Annotated in this window: 24 protein-coding genes; 21 read left to right on the forward strand and 3 right to left on the reverse strand. The window is 34.8% G+C overall.

Annotated elements, in window-relative coordinates:
* Positions 1-120 precede the first annotated feature (120 nt).
* The 10 genes from alr to atpC all read left to right on the forward strand — a co-directional run bounded on the left by alr (position 121) and on the right by atpC (position 9,275).
* Entirely contained in the window at positions 121-1,290 is a 1,170-nt protein-coding gene (alr, locus tag BN2667_RS08785; RefSeq protein WP_054252948.1) for an alanine racemase, read from the forward strand.
* 109 nt (positions 1,291-1,399) lie between these two features.
* Positions 1,400-2,347: a S41 family peptidase gene (locus BN2667_RS08790; RefSeq protein WP_054252949.1), complete on the forward strand. Its 948-nt coding sequence runs from the start codon at positions 1,400-1,402 to the stop codon at positions 2,345-2,347.
* Between the two features lie 111 nt (positions 2,348-2,458).
* Positions 2,459-2,938 carry an FMN-binding protein gene (locus BN2667_RS08795; RefSeq protein WP_082380243.1) on the forward strand — a complete coding sequence of 160 codons (480 nt, stop codon included), beginning with the start codon at positions 2,459-2,461 and terminating at the stop codon, positions 2,936-2,938.
* 241 nt (positions 2,939-3,179) lie between these two features.
* Entirely contained in the window at positions 3,180-3,980 is an 801-nt protein-coding gene (locus tag BN2667_RS08800; protein ID WP_054252951.1) for a F0F1 ATP synthase subunit A, read from the forward strand.
* Positions 3,981-4,008: 28 nt separating this feature from the next.
* On the forward strand, positions 4,009-4,344 hold the full coding sequence (locus BN2667_RS08805; RefSeq protein WP_082380244.1) for an ATP synthase F0 subunit C: 336 nt from the start codon (positions 4,009-4,011) through the stop codon (positions 4,342-4,344).
* A 9-nt stretch (positions 4,345-4,353) separates the two neighbouring features.
* Positions 4,354-4,833, forward strand: coding sequence for an ATP synthase F0 subunit B (locus BN2667_RS08810; RefSeq protein WP_054252952.1), 480 nt, complete (start codon positions 4,354-4,356; stop codon positions 4,831-4,833).
* Position 4,834: 1 nt separating this feature from the next.
* Positions 4,835-6,562, forward strand: a complete 1,728-nt coding sequence (gene atpA / locus BN2667_RS08815; protein ID WP_154865169.1) for a F0F1 ATP synthase subunit alpha — start codon at positions 4,835-4,837, stop codon at positions 6,560-6,562.
* A gap of 12 nt (positions 6,563-6,574) precedes the next feature.
* Positions 6,575-7,462, forward strand: a complete 888-nt coding sequence (gene atpG / locus BN2667_RS08820) for an ATP synthase F1 subunit gamma (RefSeq protein WP_054252953.1) — start codon at positions 6,575-6,577, stop codon at positions 7,460-7,462.
* 12 nt (positions 7,463-7,474) lie between these two features.
* Positions 7,475-8,872, forward strand: a complete 1,398-nt coding sequence (gene atpD, locus BN2667_RS08825; protein WP_054252954.1) for a F0F1 ATP synthase subunit beta — start codon at positions 7,475-7,477, stop codon at positions 8,870-8,872.
* Positions 8,865-9,275, forward strand: coding sequence for an ATP synthase F1 subunit epsilon (gene atpC, locus BN2667_RS08830; RefSeq protein ID WP_054252955.1), 411 nt, complete (start codon positions 8,865-8,867; stop codon positions 9,273-9,275). The genes atpD and atpC overlap by 8 nt, the downstream gene beginning before the upstream one ends.
* Positions 9,276-9,387: 112 nt before the next feature.
* Here atpC and BN2667_RS08835 read toward each other — a convergent pair whose 3' ends face one another.
* Entirely contained in the window at positions 9,388-10,155 is a 768-nt protein-coding gene (locus tag BN2667_RS08835; RefSeq protein ID WP_054252956.1) for an SDR family oxidoreductase, read from the reverse strand.
* Positions 10,156-10,417: 262 nt separating this feature from the next.
* On the opposite strand from BN2667_RS08835, the gene BN2667_RS08840 reads away from it, so the two are divergent.
* The 8 genes from BN2667_RS08840 to BN2667_RS08875 all read left to right on the forward strand — a co-directional run bounded on the left by BN2667_RS08840 (position 10,418) and on the right by BN2667_RS08875 (position 16,972).
* Positions 10,418-10,816 carry a helix-turn-helix domain-containing protein gene (locus BN2667_RS08840; RefSeq protein WP_054252957.1) on the forward strand — a complete coding sequence of 133 codons (399 nt, stop codon included), beginning with the start codon at positions 10,418-10,420 and terminating at the stop codon, positions 10,814-10,816.
* 4 nt (positions 10,817-10,820) lie between these two features.
* Positions 10,821-11,366 carry an ImmA/IrrE family metallo-endopeptidase gene (locus BN2667_RS08845; protein WP_054252958.1) on the forward strand — a complete coding sequence of 182 codons (546 nt, stop codon included), beginning with the start codon at positions 10,821-10,823 and terminating at the stop codon, positions 11,364-11,366.
* Between the two features lie 16 nt (positions 11,367-11,382).
* Positions 11,383-12,795 (forward strand): Y-family DNA polymerase, encoded by a 1,413-nt coding sequence (locus tag BN2667_RS08850; RefSeq protein ID WP_054252959.1) that lies wholly within the window; start codon positions 11,383-11,385, stop codon positions 12,793-12,795.
* Positions 12,792-13,148, forward strand: coding sequence for a hypothetical protein (locus tag BN2667_RS08855; protein WP_054252960.1), 357 nt, complete (start codon positions 12,792-12,794; stop codon positions 13,146-13,148). The genes BN2667_RS08850 and BN2667_RS08855 overlap by 4 nt, the downstream gene beginning before the upstream one ends.
* 142 nt (positions 13,149-13,290) lie before the next feature.
* On the forward strand, positions 13,291-14,229 hold the full coding sequence (locus tag BN2667_RS08860) for an ABC transporter ATP-binding protein (RefSeq protein ID WP_054252961.1): 939 nt from the start codon (positions 13,291-13,293) through the stop codon (positions 14,227-14,229).
* A 1-nt stretch (position 14,230) separates the two neighbouring features.
* Complete coding sequence (locus BN2667_RS08865; protein WP_054252962.1) at positions 14,231-15,328, forward strand: ABC transporter permease; 1,098 nt, start codon at positions 14,231-14,233, stop codon at positions 15,326-15,328.
* On the forward strand, positions 15,315-16,424 hold the full coding sequence (locus BN2667_RS08870; RefSeq protein ID WP_054252963.1) for an ABC transporter permease: 1,110 nt from the start codon (positions 15,315-15,317) through the stop codon (positions 16,422-16,424). Before BN2667_RS08865 ends, BN2667_RS08870 begins: the two co-directional genes overlap by 14 nt.
* 143 nt (positions 16,425-16,567) lie before the next feature.
* Positions 16,568-16,972 carry a hypothetical protein gene (locus tag BN2667_RS08875; RefSeq protein WP_054252964.1) on the forward strand — a complete coding sequence of 135 codons (405 nt, stop codon included), beginning with the start codon at positions 16,568-16,570 and terminating at the stop codon, positions 16,970-16,972.
* Between the two features lie 850 nt (positions 16,973-17,822).
* Here BN2667_RS08875 and BN2667_RS08880 read toward each other — a convergent pair.
* On the reverse strand, positions 17,823-19,193 hold the full coding sequence (locus BN2667_RS08880) for a sigma-54-dependent transcriptional regulator (protein WP_054252965.1): 1,371 nt from the start codon (positions 19,191-19,193) through the stop codon (positions 17,823-17,825).
* Positions 19,171-20,895 (reverse strand): transporter substrate-binding domain-containing protein, encoded by a 1,725-nt coding sequence (locus BN2667_RS08885; RefSeq protein ID WP_054252966.1) that lies wholly within the window; start codon positions 20,893-20,895, stop codon positions 19,171-19,173. The genes BN2667_RS08880 and BN2667_RS08885 overlap by 23 nt, the downstream gene beginning before the upstream one ends.
* Before the next feature lie 547 nt (positions 20,896-21,442).
* Between BN2667_RS08885 and BN2667_RS08890 the strand changes: the two genes are divergently transcribed.
* The 3 genes from BN2667_RS08890 to BN2667_RS08900 are packed head-to-tail and all read left to right on the forward strand — an operon-like array spanning position 21,443 to position 23,601.
* Entirely contained in the window at positions 21,443-22,003 is a 561-nt protein-coding gene (locus tag BN2667_RS08890; protein ID WP_054252967.1) for a UbiX family flavin prenyltransferase, read from the forward strand.
* Between the two features lie 12 nt (positions 22,004-22,015).
* On the forward strand, positions 22,016-23,338 hold the full coding sequence (locus BN2667_RS08895; RefSeq protein WP_054252968.1) for a UbiD family decarboxylase: 1,323 nt from the start codon (positions 22,016-22,018) through the stop codon (positions 23,336-23,338).
* Positions 23,335-23,601 carry a BMC domain-containing protein gene (locus tag BN2667_RS08900; RefSeq protein ID WP_054252969.1) on the forward strand — a complete coding sequence of 89 codons (267 nt, stop codon included), beginning with the start codon at positions 23,335-23,337 and terminating at the stop codon, positions 23,599-23,601. The genes BN2667_RS08895 and BN2667_RS08900 overlap by 4 nt, the downstream gene beginning before the upstream one ends.
* Positions 23,602-23,605 lie beyond the last annotated feature (4 nt).

Raw genomic sequence — 23,605 nt, forward strand, 5'->3', positions numbered from 1 at the left:
TAAAAACCAAAGATCTAAGATAAAAATTCTTAGGTCTTTTTTTAATAATTTTAGCCAGACTTAATATTTTCAAGTAATTTGTGCTATAATAATAGGAAATGATTTTTTAGGAGTGTAAGCGTGCTAGAACTATCCGATATTCGTCCTGGCTATTTAGAAGTTGATGTAGACAGGGTTTTAGAAAATATAAGATTAATAAGAAAGCGTTTGGGGCCAGATGTTAAGTTAATGGTTCCTGTTAAGGGAAATTTTTATGGTCTGGGAGTGAGGGGACTGCTTCCCCTTATTGATGACCAAGTTGACTACTATGCCTTGGCCTTAGTTTCCGAAGCTCTTGAAGTTAGACGGCTAGGATCGACTAAGGAAATTTTACTCTTATCCTATACGCCAAGAAGTCAGTACAAGTATCTACTAGACTATAATCTTATGCCAAGTATTTTTTCTTACGAAGATGCTAAGGTTCTTTCAGACCTAGCTGAAGAGAGAAATAAGGTTCACACCATTCATCTAGCCTTAGACACTGGCATGACTAGAATTGGTTTTGACCTTTCTGACCAGTCGCTAGCTGATATTGAAAAAATTTCTAAACTAAGGGGCCTTAAAATCGGAGGAATCTTTACCCACTTTACTTCTTCTGAAGAAAGGGACAAGGAAACATCTTATAAACAGGCAAAGGCTTATTTAGATTTTATAAATAAACTTGAAGCTAGGGGAGTGGACCTAGGTCTTAAACACACTTCTAACTCTGGTGCTGTTGTATCCCTACCTGAGTACAATCACAACCTAGTTAGACCTGGGTCATCAGTTATGGGCCTAGTAGAAGAGCCTGAAAAATATTCAAATCTTCCAGTTCTTCCAACTTGTCAATTGAAAACGAAAATTGTCAGGATCAGAACTGTCGACAAGGGAACAAAAATTTCCTATAACGGCACCTACACAGTTGAAAAAGACGGGACAAAAATCGCCACCCTTGCCCTAGGCTATGCCGACGGAATAAAAAGACAAATGGCCAATGTTGGCGAAGTTTTAATTAAGGGAAAGAGGGCCAAAATCCGTGGGAAAATTTGTATGGACCAATTTATGGTCGACGTTACAGATATTGACTGCCAAGTTGGAGATGAGGTTATAGTCTTTGGCTATGAAGAAAATGCCCCTGTAATTGGAGATGTTGCAGGCTGGTCTAACACATGTAAAATCGATATTATTTCTTCAATTTCTCATAGGGTTCCAAGGGTCTATATTAAAGATGGGAGACCTGTAAAAATTATAGATTATCTACTTGATAAATAGATTTAAGGGCTGAGGCCCTTTTTTCTTTATAGTTTTTTAAGAAATTCTTTATTTATTCAAAAGGACTTAAGGTTTTAAAAGACTTATACTCAATTTATGAGGTGAAAAAATGAAAAAGCTTACTAAAGTTATAGGAATATTAATATTAATTTGCTTAGGCCTAGGTCTGTTGCTGCCAGCTATTTTTTCTAGTCTAGGCTATAATTTTTATGTTCTTCCACCAAGTTTAGAAAGATTAGGAAGAGATGGAATAAATAAAATGGACAAATTTGGAATTTATTCTTCTACTAGCCAGTGGACAGCAGCTAAGACTTCCTACTTAGACAAGGTTAAAGCTATTGAAAGCGAGAAAGACCTAGTAAAACTATTAAATGACGCAGCTAAAATAGCTGGAGGAAAGCATTCTGCAGCCTTTACTTTGCAAACAGAAGAAGAAAGAGAAAAGTCTTACATTGAACCTAGCATAAAAAGACAAGGAGACTTAGTCTACATTAAGGTCCCAGAATTTGTTTCTACTAGTGAAAGGGAAGAAGCCTATGCAAATAAAATTTCAGCAGCCCTTGAAGGCGGTCAAATAAAAAAAGTAATAGTTGACCTAAGAGACAATCCAGGTGGATCTATGTATCCAATGCTTCTTGGCTTATCTCCTCTTTTTCCAGATGGACGAATATTTTCTCTTGTAGATAAAAACAACAAAGAGACCTTGACTATAGACCTAGAAAATGGAAAGATAAAATCATATCATGGATTGGAAGTTTCTAATAAGAATAAACTGACAGATACAAAAATTGCAGTTTTAATTGGACCTAATACAGGTTCATCTGGAGAAGCGACCTTACTTGCTTTTAAAGGCTTAGAAAATGTCAGGACCTTTGGAACAGATACAGCAGGCTATCTTTCTGTCAACCAAAGTTTTCCCTTGTGGGAAAATATTATGCTAAATCTAACTGTTGGATTTTTTAAAGACAGACAAGGAAATATTTATGGAGAAGAAAGCCTAAGTCCAGATTTAGTTACTGAAGATCCTTACCAAGCCGCTATAGACTGGCTAAACTAAGAAATAAAGCAAATAAAAAAGTAACCTGTAAATCTTTGTCTTCAAAATTTAATAAAAATAACACACTTTACAAGTTGATATAATTTTCTGCTTATTATATTATATTAGTAGATGAAAAAATTACTAAAGGACAAGTGGCTTAAAGGAGCAGTTTTAATGGATAGAAAGAAGAGAAGGATTTTATTTTTAACTTCCTTGTTGATGGCTTTGATGATTTTAGTAAGCACTTTAAAAGACGAAACCCCTCAAGGGGCAGTTGCTACTGAAATTTCAAACAACGAAGAATTTTATACTACTAGCGAAACAAACCTAAGAGATGGAGTTTATAAGTCAACTAACGACGGTTTTATATCTCCAATTACAGTAGAACTTACTGTACAAAACGGCAGGATATCTGACTTTAAAGTTGTAGACCACAACGAAACTACCCAAATTGCCAAAACAGCCCTAACAGATGTGTCCTATGAAATATTAAAAAATAAGTCTCCTAACGTTGACGGAGTTTCTGGAGCAACAGAAACATCTGACGCCATAATTAAAGGAGCCAGAGATACAATTAGACAAGCTGGAGGAAATCCAGAAGATTTTTAAAAACGAGACAGTCCAAGAGGCTGTCTTTTTTTCTTGAAAAAAATTTTTTTTTAAAAAAATTTGTAGGAAAGTTATTTTTAGTGGTATAAGTATTATAGAGAGACAAAAATTATTTTCTAAATAAATCTTTCTTGCTTTTTGAAAAATTAAGAGTAGAATATGTAAGTAAATATTTTTTAAGACCCAGGGCCTTAATCGAATGATTGAAGGTCCTTTGTGTTTTTAAGATTGGAGGTTATTAATGAAGAAAAAGCCAATTTATGTTTTTGCAGCTTTAATTATAGCATCTTTTGTCCTAAGCTTTATTATAAAGGCTCCTCAAATTGAAGCTGAGCCAATAAGCCAGGCTATGAAAGATGCTGTAGTTCACAATGAAAACAAAATTTTATTTCTAGGAAGGGAAGTCAATCCAGGACTTGTATCTGCTGTAACTGTCAGTGGGATAATTCTCCTTGGGGCTCTTATTATTAGAATATTTTTTATTCCAAGATTTTCTTATGTGCCATCTAAGGGACAAATTATTATTGAAGAGATAGTTGGATATTTTAACAATTTAGCCAAGTCCAACAGTCCTGACAGAAATAAGTTTTTAGGAGCCTATATTTTTGCAGCAGGTCTTTACGTTTTTGTCGGCACCATCTTTGAACTTTTTGGCATCCAGGCTTTGACGACAACTTCTAGGTCACTGGCATTGCCTGCTCCTCTTTCTGATATAAACGGAGCTATTGCCTTAGGCGGTCTTTCTTATTTGGTAATTTTAGGAGGAGGACTAGTTGCTAACGGACCGAAAGGACTTTTAAAGGGACTCAAGGATTTTTCTCTACCACTGTCTATGTCCTTTAGACTTTTTGGAGCCTTGTTAAGTGGCCTTTTAGTAAATGAGTTAATCTATCACTATGTATATCTTTCCTATGGCTTGCCAGTTGTGGTTGCAATTGTCTTTACCTTGCTTCACGCTGTTATCCAAGCCTATGTACTGACAATTTTAACTTCACTTTTTTATGGAGAAGTCAGTGAAAAGCATGGAGAGTTAAAAAAATAAAAAATCTATTTTAAATTTTGGAGGAATTATGAAAAATCAAAAGAAATTATTAGTTATTGTCGCCATCGTCTTAGTTGTTTGTGTATTTTCAACAAATGTAGCCTTTGCCCAAGAAGATTCTAGCAATCAAGCACAAACTATAGCTGAAGCCAAGGCTTTACCATCAGCTCTTGCCATAGGTCTTGCTGCAGCCCCAGCTGCTATAGCCATGGGCCTTGCAATTTATAAGGCAACTGATAGTATTTCTAGACAACCTGAAGCTGAAGGCTCAATTAGAACAACCTTAATGTTAGGACTTGTATTTATTGAAACTTTAGTTATTTATGCACTAATTGTAGCCATACTAATTATATTTGTACTATAGGAGGCAGCAATGAATCCTATTTTAGGAATTAATTTTTTACAAATTATCTATCACATTTTCAACTTTTCGATTTTAGGTCTAGGTCTTTATATTTTACTTTACAAGCCAGTTGTAAATTTTATGGACAAGAGAAAGGCCTACTACGAAGATATGGACAAAAAGGCCAAGGAAAATTTAAAAGATGCCGAAAATCTTTTTAAAGACCATGAAGAAAAATTAGAAAACTTTCGAAAAGAAAAAGAAGACCTTAAGGCTGAGGCTGAGGCTCAAGCTAGAAAAGAAGCTGACGAAATTATAGCTAAGGCTAAAAAAGAAGAAGAAAACATTCTATTAAAAGCCAAAGCATCTGCCGACTTTGAAAGAGAAAAACTAATAAAAGAAGGCAAGGAAGAGGTCAAAGACCTTCTTGTTAAGGCTATTGAAAAATCTGTAAACGATGACCAAGACCCTTATGACGCCTTTATTCACGCTTTTGGAAAAGAGGACTAGGATGGAAAAAGTTCAAGCTATTATTAGATCTAAAGAAAAACCAAGGGCAGACCAAGAAGAAAAGCTAAAAAGTTTTTTTAAAAATGAAAAATCTTTAGACCTGGACCTAAGATGGTCTAAAGATGAATCTATTTCAGATGGTTTTGTCCTAACGATTGGCTCAAAAACCTATAAGTGGACAAAGGCCTCTAGACTTGAAGACCTTGCTAGGTCCATAGAAAACATCGATACAGATTCATCTAATTATCTAAGTCTTTTAACAGACAAGCTCAAAGAATTTAGACCAAGGACCAAGGGAGAAGAAATTGGCAGGGTCCTATCAATTGGAGATGGCATTGCCAAACTTACTGGTTTAGAATCTGCCTCCTACGGAGAAATTGTAGTCTTTGAAACTGGAGTAAAGGGCATGGTCTTAGACTTAAAAAAAGACTACCTAGGCTGTATTATCTTTGGCGAAGACAAAGACATTTCAGAAGGGTCCCAAGTTTTTAGGACCAAAAAGACAGCTGGCATTCCAGTTGGCCCTGACCTCTTAGGCAGGGTTGTAAATCCTCTAGGTGAACCAATAGATGGCCAGGGAAAAATTTCTCCTATAGCCTACTACAAAATCGAAAAAGAAGCGCCAGAAATTATTGACAGGCAGTCTGTTTATAGGCCTCTTGAAACTGGAATTTTAGCAATAGATTCAATGTTTCCAATTGGCAAGGGGCAAAGAGAACTTATAATTGGCGACAGACAAACAGGTAAAACTGCCATAGCCTTAGATACAATTTTAAAACAAAAAGACGAGGACCTAATTTGCATTTACGCAGCTATTGGTCAAAAGGCTTCATCTCTAGCCTTGCTTGTAGAAAACTTAAAAAAGAAAAACGCCTTTGATAATTGTATAGTTGTTGCAGCAACTGCAGCAGACTCAGCTGCCTTTCAATACATCGCCCCTTATTCAGCAACTGCCATTGGCGAATACTTTATGGACCAAGGCAAGGACGTCCTAATAATTTATGACGACTTGTCTAAACACGCTGTAGCCTACAGGTCAATTTCACTTTTACTTGAAAGGTCACCAGGCAGGGAGGCATATCCAGGGGATGTATTTTATCTCCACTCTAGACTTTTAGAAAGGTCAGCCCAGCTTTCTGAAAAACTAGGTGGCGGCTCAATTACATCACTGCCAATTGTAGAAACTCAGGCAGGAGATATTTCAGCCTATATACCGACAAATATTATTTCAATTACAGACGGACAAATATTTTTAGAGTCAGACTTGTTTTTTGCTGGCCAAAGACCTGCTATAAATGTTGGCCTTTCAGTATCAAGAGTTGGCGGCGCTGCCCAAACCAAGGCCATAAAAAAGGCAGCTGCGTCCCTAAGACTAAGTCTAGCCCAATATAGGGAAATGGAAATCTTTACCCAATTTGCCTCAGACCTTGATGAAAACACTAAGAGACAACTAGTTTACGGGTCAGGGCTAATGGAAATTTTAAAGCAAAATCAATTTTCTCCCCTTAAGCACTATGAAGAAGTTATTATCCTAGTAGTTGCTCTTGCTAAACTTTTAATAGACTTAGACAAAAAGAAAATCAAAGAAACTTTAAAAAATATAATTTCTCATATTGAAAGTGAAGACCCAGCCTTAATTGAAGAAATTGAAAGGACCAAGGACCTTACAGATGCCAGCAGGGAAAAAATTATTAGCCTAGCTCAGGCCTATTTAGATTCAAGCAAATAAAAGGGTGATTGTATGCCTAGTTCAAAAGAGCTCAAGGACAGAATTAGATCAATTAAAGATACAAGAAAAATAACCAAGGCCATGTATTTAATTTCATCTACAAAGATGAGAAAGGCCAAAGAAAGTCTAGAAAACACTAGGCCTTATTTTGATAATTTAAAAGTGGAAATAAAAAGAGTTATTAGAACTTTAAAGACCTTTGATTCAAAATATATTTATCCAGAAGATATGAAGGACTTTGAAAATGGAACCTACGGCCTAATAGTAATAACATCAGACAAGGGCCTAGCTGGATCTTATAACCTCAACGTCGTTAAAGAAGCTGTAAAAATTTTAGAAGACCACAAGGACTGCAAGCTCTTTGCTATAGGATCTTTTGGGAAAAATTATTTTGCTAAGAGAAATATTCCTGTAGAAAAGAACTTTGTCTTTTCAGCTGAAGACCCTAGTCTAGACGAGGCCAGAGAAATTGCCACAAATATTTTAGAAGAATACGATAGGGGAAAACTTAAGAAAATATTTTTAATTTATACCAACATGGTCAATAGCTTTTCAAGCCAGGCTGTTTCAATGAGACTATTTCCCTTTCACAGGGACTACTTTGACGACAAAAAGTTCGAGGAAGAAAAGACTATAAAAAACGAATTTACTTTTTATCCTAGCCTTGATGAAATTTTAGAGCCGCTAATTACTTCCTATATTGTTGGAATAATTTATGGGGCCCTAGTTGATTCGTATTCAGCTGAACAAAATGCTAGGATGAATGCCATGAGTTCTGCCATAGAAAATGCAGACGACCTACTTGGAAACTTACAAATCCAATACAACAGACTAAGACAGGGACAAATTACAGAAGAGATTATAGAAATTTCTGCTGGAGCCCAGGCACAGAAAAAATAGGGAGGGAAAAATTTGTTAGCAAGTGGAAAAATTACAGCCATATCAGGTTCAATAGTTGATGTGGCCTTTGAAAAAAATAATCTCCCAAGACTGAGAGAGGCCTTAAAAGTTTTGGTAGATGGAGAAGAAAAAATAATGGAAGTTGCCCGCCATGAAGAAGGCAATGTAGTTAGATGTATAATGATGTCAGAAACTGAAGGTCTAGCTAGGGGCATGGAAGTCCTAAGAGATGGCAATGAAATTATGGTGCCAGTAGGAAAAGATGTCCTAGGCAGAATGTTTAACGTCTTTGGCAAAGAAATTGATGGCGGAGAAAAACTTCCTAAAGATACATTAAAATGGAATATTCACAGAAAGGCACCAGGATTTTTTGACCAATCATTAGAATCTCAAATTCTAGAAACGGGAATAAAAGTCATCGACCTTTTAGAGCCTTATCCAAGAGGCGGCAAGGTTGGACTTTTTGGCGGAGCTGGAGTTGGTAAAACAGTTTTGATCCAAGAACTTATTCACAATGTTGCAGTTGAACATGGTGGCTATTCAATTTTTACTGGAGTTGGTGAAAGGTCAAGAGAAGGCAACGACCTTTGGATGGAAATGAAAGAGTCAGGAGTTTTAGAAAAAGCTGCCCTAGTCTTTGGCCAAATGAACGAGCCACCTGGAGTTAGAATGAGAGTGGCCCTATCTGGCCTAACAATGGCTGAATACTTTAGAGACCAAGAACACAAGGACGTCCTTCTCTTTATAGACAACATCTTTCGTTTTGTCCAAGCAGGGTCAGAAGTTTCTACACTTTTGGGAAGAATGCCATCAGCAGTTGGCTATCAACCAACTCTGGCAGAAGAAATGGGAGCCTTGCAAGAGAGAATTACTACGACAAAAAACGGATCAATTACATCAGTCCAAGCAGTTTATGTTCCAGCTGACGACCTAACAGACCCAGCTCCATCAACAACTTTTTCTCACCTAGATGCAACAACAGTACTGTCTAGAAAAATTGCAGAGCAGGGAATTTATCCAGCAGTTGATCCCCTAACTTCAACTTCAAGAATCCTAGAAGCAGATATTGTAGGAGAAAACCACTACAAGGTTGCTAGGAAGGTCCAAGAAGTTTTACAAAAGTACAACGAACTCCAAGACATTATTGCCATCTTAGGTATAGACGAGCTTGCTGAAGAAGACAAGAAGACAGTTTACAGGGCCAGAAAGGTTCAAAGATTTTTGTCCCAACCATTTTCAGTAGCAGAAAAATTTACTGGCCAAAAGGGAGTCTACGTTCCCCTTGAAGAAACAATTAAAGGATTTTCTGCCATAGTTGGTGGAGAAATGGATAAGTATCCAGAAGCAGCATTTTTCAATACTGGAAATCTAGACGACGTAATAAAAAAGGCCAGGTCCTTAAATGAATGATAGAAAAGATTTTAACTTAGAAGTCTACGCCTCAGACCATATAGTCTACCAGGGACCAGCCAAGTATTTAAACCTACCAATTGAAATAGGTCAGTATGGAATTTTAGCCAGACATAGAAATTTAATTAGCGAAATTGTGCCAGGGAAAATGACCATAGACTTAGGCAATGAAAAACAAAGCTTCGTAGTTTCTTATGGCCTAGTAAAAATTGAAAACGGTGACGTTCTAGTTTTAGTTGAAACTGCTGAAAGGCCAGAAGAAATAGATATAAACAGGGCGAGGAAGGCAGAAGAAAATGCAAAAGCCGCCTTGAAAAACCAGGCCAGCCAAAGAGAATACAAGATGCTCCAAGGCAGACTGGCCAGGGCCTTTGCCAGAGAAAAAGTAAAAATCGACAAGTAAAAATAGATTTGTTAGTGCTAGAAAAAATTCTGGCACTAATTTTTTATTTTCAAAAATATTTTTTAGCAAATAAAAAAAGCCAAGGACCTCAATCCTTGACTTAAAAAAATTTTTACATTTCAAATGGAGACTCTGGAAGAATTTGGCCTCCGTCTACAATTATTGATTGGCCTGTAATATATTTTGCCTCATCTGATGCAAAGAACATTATTGCATAGGCTATGTCCTTTGGTTCGCCAAGGGCTGCCATTGGAATAACAGATTCTTGGTTTTTAATATATTCTGCTCCTAAGTTTTCTCTCATACCTGGGGTCATAATGTTTCCAGGTTCAACTGCGTTAATGGTAATATTTTTTCCTGCCAGTTCAAGGGCAACAGATCTCATAAAACCATTTACTCCAGCCTTGGCTGCTGCATAGTGAGGAAGGCTTGAGTTTCTAACTCTATTTCCTGTTATTGAAGAGGTAATAACTATTCGGCCTCCATCTTTTAAATATTTCATCGCCTCTCTAGTATTTAGAAAAACTCCCTTTAAGTTAATATCCAAAACTTCGTCCCATTGGTCTAAGGTCATAGTTGAAGTTTTTTCTTCTGGGAAATAACCTGCATTTAAAACTACAATGTCAATGCCATTTAAAATGTCGTTTGCTTCTTTAAAAAGTTTTTCTGTGTCTTTTTCAGAAGAGACATCTGCCTTTACAAAGCTGGCTTCATAGTTTTTCTTTGTCATCTCATCTTCAAAGGCCAGGCCGTCTTTTTCGTTTCTGCCTGTAAAAACTACCTTGGCTCCTTCTTCTAAAAAGGCTTCAGTAATTCCTGCGCCAATGCCCTTGGCTCCGCCTGTGATTATAACTTTCTTGTCTTTCATTGAAAATGCCATCTTATAACCTCCTATATTTTTTAAAATCTACTTACTATTCTTCTACCCAAAAAGCAAAAATTAAAAATTCAGAATGAGTTTTAAAAATTTACAAGGAAATTCATTTTAAAATTCAAAATTTGTATTCGAAATAAAAAAACAAACAAATGTTCAGAATTATCTTGACTAAAAGCAAAAAGCAGTTTAAAATATAAGTAGTTAAACTTCTAATTAAAGAAAAAAACTAAAGTTTAAATTCTAAAAAACAAAATAGGAGGCCCTTATGACTTTTGGATCAAAACTTAGAAAACTTAGAGAAGAAAATAATATGACCCAGGCAGACCTTGCTGATGCCCTTGGTCTTAGCCTTAAGGCCATTAGCAATTACGAACTTAAAGGCACCAGGCCAAGGACCATGGACATGTATGAAAAAATCGCCGACCTCTTCCAGGTAGACCTTAACTATCTGCTCACTAACGAATCGGCCTTTGTAGTTAAGGCCCACAAGACCTATGGATCTAAAGGAGCCAGAGAGGCAGAAGAACTTTTGTCATCTATGACTGGACTATTTGCTGGTGGCGAACTTGCTGAAGAAGACAAGGACGCCCTTTTTGAAGCCATTCAAGAGGCCTACTGGGAGGCCAAATTAGAAAATAAAAAATACGGCAAGAAAAAGGATTGATTTTATGGCTAACAAGTGGATTTATGACAGGGTTCAGACCCTGGTAGATAAATACCAGACCAGAGACCCAGAAGAACTAGCAGCCAGACTTAATGTGAAGATAAAATATACGGCTGACACAAAAAGCCTCTTAGGTATGTACAAAATTCTTCTAAAAAACCGCTATATTTTCATCCCAGGAAACTTGGGCCATTTAAAAAATACAGTTTTAGCCCACGAACTAGGCCACGACCAACTTCATCGAGACTATTGTAAAAACGGAGCCAGCTTTCAAGAAAGTAGGATTTTTAATCCGACAAATGAATTTGAAATTGAGGCCAATATTTTTGCTGCCCACTTACTTATAAGAGACGAAGATATTTTTAAATATCTCAAAGAGGGAATGACTGACAGGGACCTAGCAGGGACCCTAGGCGTAGATATAAATTTACTAAATTTAAAGCTAGCTGAAATGGTCAAGCTAAAACTTTTAAATATAGAAAAAATCCAAGTAGAAACCCCAGGCTCTCAATTTTTAAAGGCCTACAAGCCAGGAGAAGATTCTTTTTAGGAAAGAGGTAAACATAATGGCTTATATAGATTATGAAAAAGAACCAAAATCAGATATAGCCTTTGTAGATATGAAAAGTTTTTACGCCTCTGTTGAATGTGTAATGAGAGGCCTTGATCCTTTAAGGACTTCCCTTTGTGTAATGTCTAGGGCTGACAACTCATCAGGTTTAATTTTAGCAGCCTCCCCAACTTTTAAAAAAGTTTTTGGCAAGGGAAATGTAGGTCGGGTCAGGGACCTTCCCTTTGATATAGAGACCAGAAAATTTAAAGTAGATCCCTTTAAGGACAAGGGCATAAGAATAACCAAAGACCTAGTTTCCTATATAGAAACTTGGGCAGAGAGGACTTTAATTGTTCCGCCGCGAATGGCCTTATATATAGAAGAGAACTTAAAGATCCAAGAGGTTTTTAAAAATTATGCGCCAGTAGAGGAAATTTATCCCTATTCTATAGACGAAGGCTTTATTGATTTGACTAGGTCTTTAAACTACTTTGTGCCAGATAAAAGTTTAAGTAGAAAAGACAAACTAGACCAAGTCTCCTTAAAAATTCAAAAAGATATTTTAAAAGCCACGGGAATTTATTCAACTGTAGGCATGTCTAATGCAAATCCATTACTTGCAAAACTCTGCTTAGACAACGAGGCGAAAAAAACTAAGACCATGAGGGCCAACTGGTCTTACGAAGATGTAGAGACAAAAGTTTGGACCATAAAAAATTTGACAGACTTTTGGGGCATAGGAGATAGGACTGCAAGGAGATTAAATAAACTTAGAATTTTTTCTATAAGAGACTTGGCCAATGCAAATCCTGACAGGCTAGAAAAAGAATTTGGCATAATCGGCCTCCAACTTTGGTTTCACGCCAATGGAGTAGACGAGTCCAATGTAAAAGTCCCCTACATTCCAAAGTCTAAGGGATTAGGAAATTCTCAAATCCTTCCCCACGATTACACAGACCAGGGACAAATTGAACTAGTCCTTGGAGAAATGGCCGACCAAGTAGCTAGACGGATAAGGTCTATAGGAAAATTAGCTGGAGTAGTTTCAATTTATGTTGGCTACTCCTACAAGGAAAATTTAAAATCTATTAATGTCCAAGAAAAAATTATGCCAACTGCAGCATCTCAAATTTTAAGGTCCTATGTCCTAGGACTTTTTAGAAAACACTATGAGGGCGGGGCAGTTAGAAGACTAGGAGTTCGCTATGACAATTTAGTAGATAAATCTTACAGGCCCTTTAGCTTTTTTGATGACTTAGAAAAAATTGAAAAAATGGAGGCCTTGGACTTGGTTGTAGATGAAATTAGAAATGACTATGGCTTTTTAGCCATTAAAAGGGGAGACTCTCTCCTAGAAGGAGCCAGGGCCATAGAGAGAAGCAAATTAATTGGCGGCCACTGTGGAGGCATGGAGGGGATAAAATGATTGACAGGTCTTACTTGCCCTTTAAGTCGGCGAGAAAATACGTAGATAGAGGCATGGCCAAGTGGATTGGATTTTTTATATCTGAACACAGGACAGCCCTAGAAGCAGAAGACGAGACAATAGACTATTCGAAAAAAATGTCTGAAGAAGATTTAAGACTTTTACTAGGCCAGGCCTATATAAATTTTTTAGACTTAAAACTCTATACCGACCTTAGGAAAGATCCCTTTGTAGGTCGGGTCCAAGAAATATATAAGGACACAATTTATTTTAGAAGTGAGGGCAATGTCCAGGCCATAAACCTTTCTTCTATAATACACCTAGAACTTTTTCAAAGAACAAATTCAGATTAAAAGGACAAAAGCGAGAAGATGGTTAATAACTGTCTTCTTTTTTTACGTCCAAGTACAAGTAAAAAATTTACAAAAAATTTACATAAGTCTGACAAGAACTTTTATAAGGCTATACAATAATAGAAGGCAAAGGAGGACTTATATGGAAAATGTAATAGAAATAAGAGGGCTTACAAAAAAATACAAGGAGTTAATTGCAGTTAACAACCTAGACCTAGATGTTGCAAGGGGAAAAATCCTAGGCCTCCTAGGACCAAATGGTTCTGGCAAGTCGACTACTATTAATTGTATCTTGTCTCTCCTAAAAAAAGATGGAGGCAGTGTAAAAATTTTTGACAAGGAAATGTCTCCAGATGCCTACGATATTAAGGCTAGAATTGGAGTGGTCTTCCAAGATGTTGGAGTCTATGATGAGCTAAATGTCTACGAAAACATTGACTATTTTTGCGGCCACTATATAAGAGATAAAAACGAGAGAAAAAAATTAGTTCAAAGAGCCATAGACCTAGTTAGCCTTAATGACTTTGTAAAGTTTAAACCGAAAAAATTATCTGGCGGCCTACTTAGAAGACTTAACATAGCCTGTGGCATAGCCCACAAACCAGAATTAATTATTTTAGACGAGCCTACTGTTGCTGTAGACCCTCAATCTAGAAATAATATTTTAGAAGGCATAAAAAATTTAAACAAGGAAGGGTCCACAATAATTTATACCTCCCACTATATGGACGAGGTAGATTTTTTGTGCGACGACATAGTAATTATTGACAAGGGTAAGCTTGTTGCCAAGGGAACTTCTAACGAGCTTAAAGACATGATAGAAGTAAATGAAAAAATAAGCTTTACAGCCAATGATCTAAGTGACGACCTTGTTGAAAAAATTAAGGGCCTAAATAACCTTATAGACTTTGCCTACGATGACAAGACAGTCAAACTTAAATTTTCTGCTGGCCAAGGCTATTTAATAGACCTAATAAAAGTTCTTGACGAAAATAAAGTAACTTACAAGTCATTAAATGTAGAAAAGCCAAGTTTAAATGACGTCTTCTTAGACCTAACTGGCAAGGATTTGAGGGATTAAAATGTTTTGGCACTCATTTAAAAACACATTAAAATATTTACTTAGACAAAGGGAAATGGTCTTTTGGGCCCTGGTCTTTCCAATTATTTTAGGAATTTTCTTTAAGCTGGCCTTTGGAAATATAATGGCAGATTCTAAGTTTGAGACTATAAATGTAGCTGTAAACGAAGACCTCCTTGAAGACCAATACTTTAAAAGCTTCTTAGAGGAAATGGAAGAGGAAAAATATTTTAAGCTGACAAAGACCAGTGATGAAAATATTTTAGTTAGAGACTCTGATGTAAAAGCCTACATCGCCTCTATGGACAAAATTTATACCAAAAAATCAGGCATAGATGAGTCTATTGTAGAGACAATAATGAATGTTTACTTGCAAAAAAGTTCTCTTATAGGCAGGCTTATGGCAAAAGATCCGACTACTGATCTGACAAAATTTTTAGACATTGAAGATCACATAGAAGACGTCTCTAGAAAGAATATGGATCCAGTAAATACATTTTTCTACACCCTCTTAGGCATGACCACAATTTATGGCTACATGTGGGGCATGTATGTAATTTACCAATACGAGGCCAACCTTTCTGTAAATGCAAAGAGAAATACAGTGGCGCCGACTAAAAAACGCCTGACCCTAAGTGCAGCCATTCTTGCCAGCTGGCTAATAAACTTTTCTATTAATTTGATTTTTATTTTTTATTTAAAGGAAATTTTAGCTGTGGACTTTGGGGACAAGTTTTCCCTTATAATTTTACTGTCTGCCCTTTCATCTCTAACTGGAGTTGTCTATGGAATCTTCCTTGGAGTTTCAAACAAACTAAGCCTCAATATTAAACAAGGCCTGGGCATAGCAACTACTATGTTTATGTCATTTTTAGCAGGGATGATGGTTCCAGATATGAAAATACTAATTGCTGAACGCCTGCCCCTACTTGGGAAAATAAATCCAGTCACCTTAATTACCGACGCAGTTTATTCCCTTTATTATTACGAGTCAAGTCAGAGATTTATGGAAAATATTTTCTATTTATCTTTAATAACCCTAGTCCTTGGAGCCTTGTCCTTGTACTTTATGAGAGGTAAAGAATATGAAAGTCTATAAAAACTATTTCAAAATCCTTTGGACCCACAAGGTCCCAATAATCTTATACACTGTAATTTTCTTAGTCCTTTTAATGTTTTTTACACGAAGCGAAGAGGCCCAGGGCTATGAAAGTGTTGCTATAAATATTTATGTAGACGATGAGGCCCAGACAGACCTGTCTAAAGCTCTTGTAGCCTACCTAGGCAAGGCCAATAAAATAAAAGACATAGACAGGGACCTAGTAGAAGACAAACTCTTTTACCAAAATATCAACGTGGCTTTGGAAATTCCAAAGGACTTTGCTGAGGAGAAAAAAGTTTTATACAAGGCAGCCCCTGGAGACATAGGGGGCATGAAAATAAAGGAAGAAGTAAATAAATACCTAAGCCAAGTTGAAAGCTATTTGCTAGCAGGTTTTTCTATGGATCAAGCTATTTCAAACACAAATGAGGACCTAGAAGAAAAATTTGTAGTTGCTATAAGGTCTGCAGCTGGAGTGAAAACTGAGGACCACTCTGCCTTTTACTTTAATTTTTTAAACTACCTGCTTTTGTCTCAAGTTATGTTAATAGTTGCTATTATTGTAAAAGTCTACAAGAAAAAAACTGTGGCAATGAGAAACCTAGTCTCTCCTTTGCCTAAAAGCAAAATGAATTTTCAGCTAATGCTAGGCCATATAACAACAGGCCTAGGAGTTTGGTTTTTGTATATGTTAATTTTTGTAATTTTGTACAAGTACGATTTTACTAGGACAGACATCAACCTAATGATGGTAAACTCCCTGGTCTTTGCCCTGGCAGTTGTGGCAATGGCTGTCATGTTTACCAGCCTAATTAAAAACGACAATGCAGTCCAAGGTCTTACTAATGTCCTGGCCCTTGGCTCGTCATTTTTGTGCGGAGCCTTTGTGCCTCAAAAGTTTCTTGGATCAACTGCCTTAAAAATCGGCAAAATTTTTCCAAGCTACTACTATATTAAAAACAACAATCTCTTAGAAGAAAATCCGTCAATTGAAACAATAAAGACTAACCTATTTATAATTTTAGCCTACGCCCTGGCCTTTATTATAATCTTTATTGTTTCCAAACCTAAGACAAGCGACAAGATCAATTAAAGATCCAAAGAAAGACAGGCCCAAAAGAGGGCTTGTTTTTTTATAAAAAGTTTCTCTTTGATTTTTCAAAGATGAATTTTATAAAAAGCTAAGACAAATCTACAAAAATGCTGTATTATAGTCTAGGAAAGAAAAGGTGAACTATGAAAAACAAATTTGGAAAAATTATGGTCCTAGGACTTTTTATAATGATCTTCCTAGTAGCCTGTATAAATGCAACAGAGTCAGGAAGAATTGAAGGCTATTATATTGGAGATGGAGGCTTTGTCGTCAGCAAAAAATCTGAAAACTTTGTGCCAGGGGATTTAATTATCGCCTCTAATAAAACTGACCAAGAAGGCCTAATCTTTGGCCAAAATTATTCGATTTTAGTTGATGAAGAGCTGCCAACAATAACTCCACCATCCTTTAAAATAAAATCAATTTCAGAGGACCTAGGCAGGTTCGAATATTTATATATGTCCTTTGTAAAGGCTGCTTCAATAATGGGAGTCTATGTAGACAAGTATTATTTAATAGACCTAAGAAGCCTACAAGGAAAAGTTTAAGCCCCAGTGGAAAAATCTCTACCTGGCCTACAGGAACGCTGGAAAGCTAGCAGAAATCCTCTTTTATCTAATAAAATTATTCATACAGTTTACGAAGAAGACCAGTATTTAGGCTTAAGGGAGACCTTGGGCCTATTTTTTAGTATGAGGGTTATGTTCTAATGCTGGTGTGAAAATCCCTACGGAGCGTAGTTACTGACGAATCTAATAGCGACTTGCAAGTTTTAGATGGCGACATCTAGGAGAGAAGAAGCAATAGCGAAATCGTGGCTTTACGAACAGGAACAGAATATAAGGCGTGACAGGTGGGCAAGCTAGCCAAAGATAGCAAAGACCCAAAAGGTAACCGTAAACCCAAAGCGTAAATTCTGCAAGTAAACGATGAAAGTATTAGGGCTTATCCCGTGAGGTCTCACTAGCGGAATAGTAGTAACAACGAATAGTGAGAAGTCAGCAGAATCCATAGTAGCGAAGAAGTTTCTGTAATGGAAATGGAGCGAAGGGAGGAACGATATTTATTGTAATATTTGAAAAGGATGTACTATGACTTGATGGAACACAAGAAATGACGTATTTATTTCTCAAGGTTCGGATACAAAAAGAATAAAGTTAAATAGATACATCAGTAATAAATAATATGATACAAGAAAATATTGAACCGCCGTATACCGAACGGTACGTACGGGTGGTGTGAGAGGGGCTATAAATTAGCCCCTACTCGATTTTTTAAGCGTTTATTATTTTCTTATTAAAACTTTTACATGGCTTTAATACCTCTTCAATATAATATACTTACAAAACTTATCATTATAACATGTTGAAATTATAGTAAGCAATAAAGACATAAGTTTTAATCAATGATTAGATCACTCTTGTATGTTTTTAATTTATTTCTTATGGTCCTTTCTGTAATTCCAAGTATTTTTGCTGCTTCAGATTTATTATAGCTACACTGTTTTAGAGTTTCTAGAATAATTTTTTTTTCTGCGTTTATTAAGCTTTCGCCTAAGAATATTGGTATTAGCTTTGAAGGTTTACTATTTTCAATAGATTCATAACTTAAAATATTATTTTCAATGTCTATGGTATCTAATACTCCATCAGTTGATAAAGCAACTGCTCTTTCAATTATATTTTCAAGTTCTCTAATATTCCCTGGGAAACTATAGTCTAAAAGAGTTTTGCAAAAATCATTACTAATAAGGTCTATTTTTTTGTCAAGAAGAGTGCTGTATCTAGTGATAAATAACTCGACTAATTTAAATATTTCTTCTTTTCTTTCTCTAAGTGGAGGAACATGAATATTTATTACATTAAGTCTATAATAAAGATCTTCTCTAAATTTGCCCTCGTTGATCAAATCAACCAAATTTCTATTTGTTGCGGCGATTATTCTTATATCAATCTTTTTAGGTTGAGATCCTCCTATAGGAAAAACTTCTTTTTCCTGAATTACTCTGAGAAGTTTTGTTTGGAGAGCAAGGTCTAACTCTCCTATCTCATCAAATAAAAACGTACCTCCATTAGCTAACTCAATCATTCCAGGTTTGTCTTTTAAAGCTCCTGTGAAAGCACCTTTTTTATATCCAAATAGCTCAGATTCTAACAAATTAGATGGAATAGCTGCACAGTTTATTACTCCAAAATGCTTAGTTCTTCTATTACCATGATAGTGAATATATTTTGCTAACATAGTTTTTCCAGTACCACTCTCTCCTGTTAAAAGTATAGTTGAATTAATGTTTTTAACTTTTTCAATAGTATTTATTACTTTCTTCATTGCGTGGGAGTCAGCGATTATTCCAAAGTCAGAATATTTTGCACTTAACTGGTTATTTAAATATTCAATTTCTTTATAAAGATTTTTAAATTTAATACCCTGCTCAATAATAAGTTCAAGTTGGTGTAGGTCTATAGGCTTATTAATATAGTAAAAGACTCCATCTTTAATTGCTTTGATAACTAATTCAGTGCTACCATAAGCAGTCATTAATATTACTACATTCTTAGGGTCTAAATACTTAATTTTTTTATACAGATCCATTCCGGACTCTTGCCCAAGCTTCAAATCAGTTATTACTAGTTGAATATTATTTGTGTTATAAATATATAATGCATCTTCAATATTTTTAGCAGTGAAAATAACATATTTGTCTTTTAAGGTAAATCTAAGAGTTTCGCAGATTAGAATATCATCATCAACAATCAATATACTTTCCATTCAGTTCTCCTTTATACTTAATCACGCTTAAAGTGACTTTTGTGCCTTTACTTATACTACTTTCAATATCTATTGATCCATTGTTTTCTCTCATTAACTGATGACAAATATATAAACCTAAGCCAGTTCCAGAAGTTTTATCAGTAAAAAAAGGTTCAAAAACATAATCTAATTTTTCTTTCTCTATACCAATTCCATTATCTAAAATCTCAATGTTATAATAATCCTTATTTTTATTCAGGTATCCATTTATTACAATATTATCACCATCATTTGAAGCATCAACAGAATTTATTAAAATATTAGTAATAACTTGCATCAAATATTTTTTATCAACTAAAACAAAAACGTTTTCTGGAACATTATTTATTATGTTTAAGTTTTTATTGAATTTAGTTAATCTTATAGTTATATCGATAATATTCTTACAATCTAATACTTCCATGCAAGGTTTTTGCGGCTTTGTATACTGTAAGAGTTCATTCACTAACTCATCAATAATTTCTATTTGTTGAGGTAAATTTTTTATTATTGATAATCTAAACTCAGGGTCATCATATAGCCTAGGTAATAGATCGATATAATTTTTTATTGAAGTAAGAGGATTTCTTATTTCATGAGCAACTCCTCCGACAATTCTACTTAGTGATTTTAGCTTATCATAGTTTACCAATTTTTTATTTGCAATTATGTCTTTAGTTTCATTTTTGATACTTATTACTGCACCGTTAACGTTACCTAAACTATCATGCACTGGTGTCGCACAGTAAGATAAATAAGCGATTGAATTATTAATTTCACACTTAACATTATCAAAAATACTTTCTTCATGTCCATCCATAACTTTTCTTATAGTACCTATTGGCAGTATGCTATTTATTCCAAAAGAGAATATATTTTTTCCTATTAAATCATAATTATTTAAAAGTTCATTGGCAACTTTATTGATACGTACAATTTTACCTAGAGAATCAATATAGATTACAGCTGTATCAACATTATCAACAAAATAGTCGTTGAATTTACTAATGATTGCCCCGAACCACTTTTGATAAATTAAATCATAAATTCCGTTTTCCTTAATAATTTTTAGACCTAAATTAATTTTATCCATCATTTCTTTTGAATTATGTGAACCTGCATAACAAAGTGAGGACATTTCTATTGGATTTCCAACTGTAATAAGCTCTTTATCTTTAAAGTACTTGTTTACTAGGTATAATATCGTCATTCGATTTCCAGCAATAGCATCTAAGTTACCTTTGAATAATTCTTTTAGTATTTCTGTATGATTATTAAACAATCTTAATTCTCGTAAAACAACTTGATTTCTTTTTTCTTTCAAAAAATCATGAGTTACAGAATCACGTTGTACTCCAACAATCATTTCGTTAAGTTGTTTGTTTTCTAAACTATTTTTCGACTTATCTACTAAAAATGAATGTGAAACAGTCAAATAACTATTAGAAAAATGTAGATATTTACTTCGCTCTTGAGATTTAAAGATACCTTGATATATGTAACCATTATCAGTCTTGGTATCATCTATTAATTTCGCCCATTCTTTCAAATTAATATCATGTTGGATATTCAAACTTTTACAAATAGCATTTGTAATATCAACATTAAAACCAGTAGCTTTATTTTCAACAATAAAATCAAATGGAGGGTAATTTTTTTCTCCGATAAATTTATATATCATAAGATCTCCTCATATAAATACAGTAATTATAAAGCAATAAATTTTTAAAACGCCCTGAAAAACAAAAAATTACTATATAAAAACTTAAAGCAAACTATACAATAGCAAATAATTCACTCAAAAAAATATATTTAGTTGCGTCCTTGTTTAAAATTTTAACATACAAACAATAGATTTGCTAGCATTTGAAGTTGTACATAACAAAAAGTTGATTAGTTTCAATGATTTTAAACCTACCATTGAAAAAGATTATTAATAAATAAAATAAACTTAAAATAAGATAAAGCAATGTTTTAATCAAATAGCTATGAAAATAATTCCGATAAATGGAAAAAAATTCCGATAAAAAAACTTATTCTAAAAATATTTTAGTAAAAAAATACTCCCACTATCTTAGATTTAATAAATTTAAAGATTAAAAAGCTAAATAAGAGAGTATTAAAGGCAAAACTTAAAAATTGAAAAAATATAGTTAATATTAAGACCTGATTCAAATATTGGCACGAAATTTGCTTTAAATATACATAGTTAATAAAAGGAGGTCGTTATGAAACTTATTGTAGGAATGACGGGTGGTAGTGGTTCAATATTTACCGTATCTTTATTAGCTGCTTTAAAAAAGAAAAACATTGAAACTCATTTTGTTGCTAGTAAAATGGGAGAAATTGTTCTAAAGCAAGAACTTGATATGGACTTAAATGAAATATCAAGATTAGCAGATTATGTATATGATGCAAACAATTTTTGCGCACCTATTGCAAGTGGTTCCTTTAAGACTAATGGTATGGTTGTGGTCCCTTGTTCAATGCGCACTGTTGCAGCAATTAGTAATGGTCTATCTGATAACTTGATAACAAGAGCTGCAGATGTAGTATTAAAAGAAAAGAAAAAGTTAACTTTAGTCGTTAGAGAGACTCCTTTTAATTCAATTCATTTAAAAAATATGCTGGACTTATCCCAAATGGGCGTAACAATATTTCCACCAATACCAAGTTATTATAATAGGCCTAATAATCTTGAAGAAGCAATAGTAAATACTACGGGGAGAATATTAGATGTCATAGGGGTTAACAATGAACTTACAGAAGTATGGGGCCAGAAGCTATAAAGGAGGTATTATATGGAAACTCAAATGCTTAGGTGTTTATTAAAAAACCTTGAGTCAGAAGGGCATCTAAGAACAGTCTTTGAGAAAGTGGATAAGGATTTTCAATTAGGAGCTATTTTAAAAGAGAACAATAATAAAGTGCCGACAATTTTCAAAAACGTCAATCACAGAAATGCTGTGGTAGGTGGATTGTTTGGAAATAGAGAATTATTTTTCTCTCTACTTAAATTTGAACATTGTGAACGTATTAAGCAGATATCAAAAGCGATAATAAACCCGAAACCTTATCAGGTATTAGAAAATGGTCCAATATATGAAAATATTATAACTAATAAAATTTATTTGGATGATATAATTCCATTCACTAAATTTCACGAAAAAGATTCAGGACCATTTATTACAGCAGGAATTTTAGTTATAAAGGAGCCTGAATCAGGAAAATATTTAACCTCAATAAGAAGGCTTCAATATAATGGAGGAAACTGTCTCAGTTTGTTGGTAGCCTCTCCTAGGTTTAATAGGATACTAGAGAAATGTAACAATAATGGGCAAGACCTAGAAGTTGCAATATTCTTAGGATATGATGCTGAAGCTATTTTAGCTAGTCAGATTAATTCTAATGTATACGACGTAGATAAATATACTTTGGATTCAGCACTTAGAGGAGAACCATTAAAACTAGTAAGATGTAAAACGAAAGACTTGTTAGTGCCAGCTTATAGTGAAATTGTTTTAGAAGGAAGAGTACCGGCTGGTAAATTTGAATATGAGGGCCCTTTTGGGGAACTTATGGGATACTATGGCGAAAGGGCATTACATCCTATAATAGAAATAGATGCAGTAATGCATAGAAACAACCCGATATATCAAGTCGCTTTTCCTTGCAGAGAGGAACACTTGACCAATGGTTTAACTAGAGAAGTTGAGCTATTCTCGAATCTTGAAAGAATTGTAAACGTGAAGGATGTGTATATTACTGAAGGGGGCGGATATAGATTTAATGCAGTTGTCAGTATTGAAAATGGTGAACATGGAGAAGGAAAAACAGCTATACTTGGAACTTTTGGAACATTCAGTGACATAAAAAATGTAGTTATTGTAGATGAAGATGTTAATATTTTCTCCAGTTCTGATGTTGAATGGGCAATAACAACAAGGAGTCAAGCTGGGAAGGATTTTGTAATTATAGAAAATGCAAAAGGATCTACCCTTGATCCATCTCATGTGTACTATAAAAAGTCTGATAAATTGGGAATAGATGCAACTATTCCAGATAAGAAAACAGAACTATTTAATCGTGCGATTATAGATAAGAAATATGGAGGAATTGAATGATAAATGAAGCTTTAGGAGTTGTAGAAACCAGATCACTAGTTTCAGCAGTAAAAGCCGCAGATACTATGTTAAAAACAGCAAACGTTAGCTTAATGGCAGTAGATTTTATTGGATCGGGTGTGGTGGCAATAAGCGTAGAGGGAGATGTAGCGGCAGTAAAAGCTGCTGTATTAGCAGGGAGTGAAGATGCCAAATTAATTGGTGAGGTTATATCTGCCAATGTTATTCCTAGACCACATTCAGAAGTGAACAAATTATATTAGGAGG

Source organism: Neofamilia massiliensis (assembly GCF_001299475.1).
Classification (GTDB): Bacteria; Bacillota; Clostridia; order Tissierellales; family Peptoniphilaceae; genus Neofamilia; species Neofamilia massiliensis.

Coding starts and splice junctions, on each gene's coding strand:
- BN2667_RS08870 (WP_054252963.1), top strand. CDS start 15,315: ATGAAAGTCTATAAAAACTATTTCAAAATCCTTTGGACCCACAAGGTC.
- atpA (WP_154865169.1), top strand. CDS start 4,835: ATGGAAAAAGTTCAAGCTATTATTAGATCTAAAGAAAAACCAAGGGCA.
- BN2667_RS08890 (WP_054252967.1), top strand. CDS start 21,443: ATGAAACTTATTGTAGGAATGACGGGTGGTAGTGGTTCAATATTTACC.
- BN2667_RS08865 (WP_054252962.1), top strand. CDS start 14,231: ATGTTTTGGCACTCATTTAAAAACACATTAAAATATTTACTTAGACAA.
- BN2667_RS08835 (WP_054252956.1), bottom strand. CDS start 10,155: ATGGCATTTTCAATGAAAGACAAGAAAGTTATAATCACAGGCGGAGCC.
- BN2667_RS08845 (WP_054252958.1), top strand. CDS start 10,821: ATGGCTAACAAGTGGATTTATGACAGGGTTCAGACCCTGGTAGATAAA.
- BN2667_RS08850 (WP_054252959.1), top strand. CDS start 11,383: ATGGCTTATATAGATTATGAAAAAGAACCAAAATCAGATATAGCCTTT.
- BN2667_RS08790 (WP_054252949.1), top strand. CDS start 1,400: ATGAAAAAGCTTACTAAAGTTATAGGAATATTAATATTAATTTGCTTA.
- BN2667_RS08880 (WP_054252965.1), bottom strand. CDS start 19,193: ATGGAAAGTATATTGATTGTTGATGATGATATTCTAATCTGCGAAACT.
- BN2667_RS08805 (WP_082380244.1), top strand. CDS start 4,009: ATGAAAAATCAAAAGAAATTATTAGTTATTGTCGCCATCGTCTTAGTT.
- atpC (WP_054252955.1), top strand. CDS start 8,865: ATGAATGATAGAAAAGATTTTAACTTAGAAGTCTACGCCTCAGACCAT.
- BN2667_RS08840 (WP_054252957.1), top strand. CDS start 10,418: ATGACTTTTGGATCAAAACTTAGAAAACTTAGAGAAGAAAATAATATG.
- BN2667_RS08895 (WP_054252968.1), top strand. CDS start 22,016: ATGGAAACTCAAATGCTTAGGTGTTTATTAAAAAACCTTGAGTCAGAA.
- BN2667_RS08875 (WP_054252964.1), top strand. CDS start 16,568: ATGAAAAACAAATTTGGAAAAATTATGGTCCTAGGACTTTTTATAATG.
- BN2667_RS08855 (WP_054252960.1), top strand. CDS start 12,792: ATGATTGACAGGTCTTACTTGCCCTTTAAGTCGGCGAGAAAATACGTA.
- atpG (WP_054252953.1), top strand. CDS start 6,575: ATGCCTAGTTCAAAAGAGCTCAAGGACAGAATTAGATCAATTAAAGAT.
- BN2667_RS08860 (WP_054252961.1), top strand. CDS start 13,291: ATGGAAAATGTAATAGAAATAAGAGGGCTTACAAAAAAATACAAGGAG.
- BN2667_RS08900 (WP_054252969.1), top strand. CDS start 23,335: ATGATAAATGAAGCTTTAGGAGTTGTAGAAACCAGATCACTAGTTTCA.
- BN2667_RS08800 (WP_054252951.1), top strand. CDS start 3,180: ATGAAGAAAAAGCCAATTTATGTTTTTGCAGCTTTAATTATAGCATCT.
- BN2667_RS08885 (WP_054252966.1), bottom strand. CDS start 20,895: ATGATATATAAATTTATCGGAGAAAAAAATTACCCTCCATTTGATTTT.
- BN2667_RS08810 (WP_054252952.1), top strand. CDS start 4,354: ATGAATCCTATTTTAGGAATTAATTTTTTACAAATTATCTATCACATT.
- BN2667_RS08795 (WP_082380243.1), top strand. CDS start 2,459: ATGAAAAAATTACTAAAGGACAAGTGGCTTAAAGGAGCAGTTTTAATG.